This is a genomic window from Chamaesiphon sp. OTE_8_metabat_110 (assembly GCF_031382685.1).
Lineage (GTDB): Bacteria > Cyanobacteriota > Cyanobacteriia > Cyanobacteriales > Chamaesiphonaceae > Chamaesiphon.
This window is the reverse complement of the sequence record NZ_JANMZA010000259.1, coordinates 1-5953: the sequence shown is the minus strand read 5'-3', so window position 1 is coordinate 5953 and position 5953 is coordinate 1. Positions and strand designations below refer to the sequence as shown.

Annotated in this window: 2 protein-coding genes; both read right to left on the bottom strand. The window is 52.7% G+C overall.

The annotated features are described in order from the left end of the window. On the bottom strand, positions 1-3252 hold a 3252-nt coding region (locus RMO52_RS09410; protein WP_310413299.1), incomplete at its 3' end, for an ATP-binding protein. A 150-nt stretch (positions 3253-3402) separates the two neighbouring features. Beyond that, on the bottom strand, positions 3403-5953 hold a 2551-nt coding region (locus tag RMO52_RS09405; RefSeq protein ID WP_310413297.1), incomplete at its 5' end, for a GAF domain-containing protein.

Below are 5953 nucleotides of genomic sequence, written 5' to 3'. Positions count from 1 at the left end.
GATGACTTGACAGCCAGCTTTGGTGAGGGAGCGGGCAAGGCTTTGGCGTTGGACGAGGGAATCGTCTACGACTAGGACTTGCAATTGTCGTCCGGGAGTGGCGTTGCGATTGTTGATTTGGTTGATGGTATCGGCAACTTCCTTGGGGATCGGGGCGTCGCTAGCTGGAGCCAGAGCGGGTTGGGTAGCGGCTGCTAGCGCGGGTTGGACGGTTGGAATCTGTGGCAATTTGGCGGTACTATTGCGGACGCGGGCGAGCAATTCGATCGGATCGATCGCGAGCGTCAAGCTACCATCGCCTAAGACGCTGTAACCTTGAACATAGTTGGGCAATCCAAAGGTTTGACCCAGGGATTTGACGACGAGTTCTTGTTCTACTAAGATCCGGCTGACTTCGAGACAGACTTGTTCGTTATCGATATCCAGCAGGAGTAGGGCGTTGGGGGTATTTTTGGCTTTGGGGGGGAACAGATTGACGACAGCTTGAGGATCGCGACCGATCGGACAGTGATAGTCCATTAGACTGTTGACTGGGTAGATGGGAATTAATTTTTGAGCCGCACCTTCACCCCACCGCAGGAAGGTGGATGTGCCCTGTGCTGTTTGCAGAGATTGGGACTGAATCCGATCGGGTGAGGGTAATAATACCTGCGAAATGGCTTCCGATCGCAAGGCGTGGACGAAGCCCCCTGATTCGCAAATCATCAATCGGGTGGTGGTGAGGTTGAGCGGGAATTGCATGATAAATGTGGTACCTTTACCAGCTACAGAGCGGACATCGATCGTCCCCTGTAAGGCACCCAGACGGTCGCGGACGACATCCAAACCGATGCCGCGACCGGAAAGATCGTTGACTTTTTCAGCGGTCGAGAATCCGGGCGCAAACATGATTTCGGCAAGTTCGGCTTCGGTGGCGGTGTCGGCGGTGTTCGCGTCGAGGAGATGGAGTGCGATCGCCCGTTGGCGGATTTTCGTCCAGTTCAAGCCTTGTCCGTCGTCGCTGACTTCGATTTTGGTGCGGTTGCCTTGGTGGTAGACTTTGATGGTGAGGGTACCAGTCTCGGATTTACCCTGAGCCGATCGCACTTCTGGGGGTTCGATGCCGTGGTCGTAGGCGTTTCTAACCAGGTGTAGTAAAGGATCGTAGAGTTTTTCAGCGATAATTTTATCGATCGAAACTTCGCTACCGATCAGTTGGAGTTGAGCGGGTTTGCGGTGGGACGCGATCATCTGCTGGAGCAAGCGCGGGAAGCGGTTGAGGACGCCCGCGATCTCGACCATTCTGGCGGCAAATAGTTCGGATTGAGCTTCGGCAAGTAGTTGTTTGCGTTTGCCCATAGTCATCCGCGATTTTTGAGTCATTTCGACCAAATTACCCACCCGAATGCCGAGTTCGGCGATGTCGTCGGTGAGGTTTTGGAGGAGGATACTCAGATCGCTGTAGACATCCATTTCGAGGCTATCAAACTGTGTCTGGATCTGGTTGTCCGCTTTTTTCCCCGACTGGTGTTTGCGCTGCTTTTTGGATTTATCGCGCCGAGATGAGGATTTTTGTCGATCGTCGATCGCGGCATTTTTATCTGCCCAATCGCCTACTAGTCGCAGTTTCTGTTCGCAGCGGCGGTATTGTTCGACGGTAGATTGGGCGAGTTTTTGGAGTTGCTCGGCGCGGAGATGGAGCTGGTTGTCGTCGATGAGCAATTCGCCGATCGTATGGCTGAGGCGTTCGAGTTGGACTGTCGCCACGCGGACGCTGACGGCGGCATCGGCGGGAGCTGGCTCGGCAGCCCGCTCTGCGGGTGGTTCTAGCTCGTCAGTGGCTGCTGGTTGTCCGAGCCAAATCGATTGGAGGATCCGATCGACGCCAGATCGATTCGTAATGGCTAGTTCTGACCCAGACTGAACTGCGGCGGGACGATGCTCGATCGACGCCAGATGCGGATATTCAACGGCGGCGGGTACGACGGTATGGAAAGTTTCTGGCTCGAAGGTGCCAATTTCAATAATCTCTGGATCGAATTCGGTGACTACTGCATCCACGACCAGCTCGGACTCATCCTCGACTAAGGATAACCATTCTGAAGTAGTCGGTTCGCTGGATGGGATTGCTACTGTCTGCGGTTCGTCTACTAGAGAGAGCCAGTCTGCGGTAGATGACTCGGTAGTTTCGATCGCGGGGGTTGCTACTGTCTGCGGTTCGTCTACTAGAGAGAGCCAGTCCGATGTAGATGACTCGGTAGTTGCGATCTCAGGGACAGCGGTGGTAGATCCATCTTCAATGAGAGACAACCATTCCGAGCTACCCAAATCGGTGGCTTCAGCAGTGGTACCATCTTCGATGAGAGATAACCATTCGGAGCTACCTAAATCGGTCGTGGTAGTAGTCGCAGTAGGGGCGAGCGGTTCGACGAGGGATAACCATTGTGAAGAATCCGCATCATGGACTGTGGCTGCTGGTGTAGCGGTAGACTGTTCGTTCCAATTAGCCAGCTCTAAAGATACTTCGCCACCCACCGATCGATCGCCGCCGACGATCGAGACTTGTGCTTGCTGGAAATTTGCCAGCGCGATCGGCGCTAGCTCCAATACACCACCGGGATGGCGTTGTAGAGCGGCAAGGGTTGCCTTGGCGATCGCGGCAATCCCTGGCAAACTATAAGAGCCACCGAGTTCTAATAAAAATTCGGCTAGGGAAGTCAAACTTTCCTGAACTTTAGCCGTATTTTGACTGGCAATCGCCGCAGCTAAGTCTTCGAGATCGTGCGGGATACTGTCGGTAAAGATCGACCCAATCACATCAAACCCGAGTTCGGCAGCGGTCGGTAATGGCGTCTCGCGTCCGAAAAAATCACCTAAGTGAGTTTGCAGTCTGGCAAATAGAGTTGCCGTCCGTTCGAGGGTAGCAGCTTCATCGTAGGGAATCTTGGCGAGGAGGGCACTCAAGGGGTCATACAGGCAATCGTAGCCCTCCATTAAGAGCAAACCTAGTTCCGGGTCGATTTCGAGTTCGGGCGGGTAGAGCGCCTGGAAGACATCTTCTAGGTGATGGGCGATGGTCTCGATCGTTTTGAACCCACAATTAGCCGCACTGCCTTTAATGGTGTGTGCCGCTCGCATCAGGGTATGGACGCGCTCGATCGTTTTTTCTTCAACTAAACCCAGGAGGGTTTGTTCGATGGTTTCGAGTAATTCCGCCGCTTCGATCTCAAAGTATCGATCGAGTGACTCTTGGAAATCTAGATCGTCGGTCATTTAGGGGATAGGGGGTAGGGAATAGGGGATAGGGGATAGGGGATAGGGGATAGGGGATAGAGATTCGGATTTTAGGTTTTAGCTGGGTTTAGGACGCAAGCGTCCTCCATATTCCCTCTTCCCTATTCCCTATCCCCTATTCCCTATTCCCTAATCAACCTTAAAGCGACTCACACTAGTCTCTAGCACTTGCGAAGTGGTGATAAGCTGTTGGCAAGATTCGGAGATTTGGAGGGCGCTGTCGGAGCTGAGATTGGCGATCGTGGCGACATCGATCATTGCTTCGCTGAGTTTTTGAGACTGTTTGGTTTGGGTGCTGGCGGACTTACTAATCGCTTTGACTAGTTCGCTGATTTGTCCGGTCGCTACGACGATTTCGCTGAGGCTCTGGCGGGTTTCGTTGACTAAGTTGGTACCTTGGACGACTTGGGCGATCCCGATTTCCATGGCTTCGGTCACGTCGTTGGTGTCGATCCGGATTTCATCTACTAGGCGTTCGATTTCGGTGGTCGCATTGGCAGATTGATAAGCCAAGGAGCGAACTTCATCGGCTACTACTGCGAAACCTTTACCATACTGACCCGCGCGGGTGGCTTCGATCGAAGCATTCAGTGCGAGGAGGTTGGTTTGAGTAGCGAAGTTTTCGATCAGGTTAACGACTTTGGAAATCTTCTGGAAGGTTTCACCGAGGCGTTTGATTTTTTTGGCGGTGGTGGATACGGTCGATCGAATCTCTAAGATTTCTTCGACGGTGCTTTCCATCAGCGTGTCGCCAGTTTGCACGGTGCGGTTGGCGGATTGAACGACTAGTTCGACTTCTTGAGCGAAGTCGGCGACTTCTTTACTCGAAGCTGCCATTAAGTCCACTTGGATCAAGGCGCGATCGAGCTGTTCGAGTTCTTGTTGCGCTTGAGCGGAGAGGTTATTGACCAGCAGGTTGTTTTCGCTAGAGGTACTGCTGACGCTGGTTGCGGCGGTTTGGACTTGGCGGACTAGTTCGCGCAAGCTCTGAATGGTGGTATTGTAACCATCGGCGATCGTCCCGATTTCGGTTTCCGATAGGGGCGCACGCACGGTCAAGTCACCTCGGAAGGAGGGGGCGATCGCTTTGAGGACTCGCAGCGCCTCGGATTCCAATTCTTGACGGTTAGCACGTTCTCGATCGACGATCGAGGATAACTCCTGTTCTTGAGTTTTCACCCGATCGAGGTATTCAGCTAGTTGCAAGGCGACGCCGATTTGGAGGGCGACTTGCTCGATGACGGAGGATTCGGAGACATCCCACACGCGGGGGGCATCGTTTTGATAGACACCGAGTAAACCCCATAAGACACCACCTTTGAAGATGGGTGCGAGGATATAAGCTTTCGCCTGATATTTCTCTAGCGATTGGATGTAGCAATCGGGGAAATTTCTGGCGTAGATATCATTGACAACCGTAGACTTAGAACCTTTGGCGTATTTACCACCCTTGGTGCTTTGGAGATAGGTATCTTCTTCGGTAATATCTTTTTGCGCCCATTTCCGCAGGATACAGCGATCGCTTGTCGCCCGATTGCCAGCAAGGACTTCATCTTTCTTCTGTTCGACTAGCAGCGACACCCAGCCACTACCGACGGATTCAGCGACGACTTGACCGCTCCAATCTTCATTAAACTCATAGACGACAGCGCGATCTGCTTTGGAAGCTTGGCGGATCTCTTGGACGACACTGGCGAAGACATCATCGACGACTAAGGATTGACGAATTCGATCGGCAATCCGGTTGATCGTTTGTTCTTGATCGGCACGTTTTTGGAGTTGTTTGATATAGTCGATTTGCTCCATCGCAATCCCGACTTGCAGCCCCATTTGGCGGAGAGTTTCGAGTTCTTCTTCTTGCCATTTGCGGACGTGGGCGTTTTGATAAGCCGCGATCAGTCCCCACAATTTGCGATCGGCACCAAAGATCGGCGCGAGCATATAAGAGCGAGCTTCAAACTGTTCGAGTAGCTGAACGTGGCAAGTTTGGTGTCCGACGGTGTAGATATCATCCACGGCAAAGCATTCGCCATCTTTGTAGCGACCGCCTTGGGTGCGTTGGAGGAAGGTATCTTGGACGATATGGACGGTTTCGATTAGGTCTACCCAGCCTGGAGCAGCGGATTCGGCGATAAAGCGACCGCTCCAATCGGCGTCGAATTGATAGATCGCCAGTCTGTCGGTTTCGAGCAGTTTGCGACCATCTTGGGTAGCGACTTGGAAGACAGTTTTTTCATCTTTGGCAGTGCGCAGCCGCTCTTGGAGTTTGGAGAGTCCCCGTTCCCGTTGGAGCCGCTCTTCCATTTTCTTGGTTTGAAACTGGGCGAGACGACGGCTGGTAGTTTGTTGGAGCGGGAAGCTAAAGGTTTTGGCATAGTCGAGCATCGTCTGAAGCTCGGATTCTTGCCAGTTGCGTGCGCCAGAGTTTTGGTAGACACCCAACATGCCGAGCAATTGGTTGTTTTTCAAGACGGGGACGACGATGTACGCCCGCATTTGCAGCGGTTCGAGGGATTCTAATAAGCAGCGATCGAATCCTTTAGCTTGAATATCATTGACGACGTAATAAGGCTTGTAATTCTCGTTGTTAATCGAGTAGTCTAAGTCTAGCGAGTTGCCAGCTTTCGCCCAGTTGACGCCGACGGATTCAGCGATAACATTGCTGCTCCAGTCCGGATTG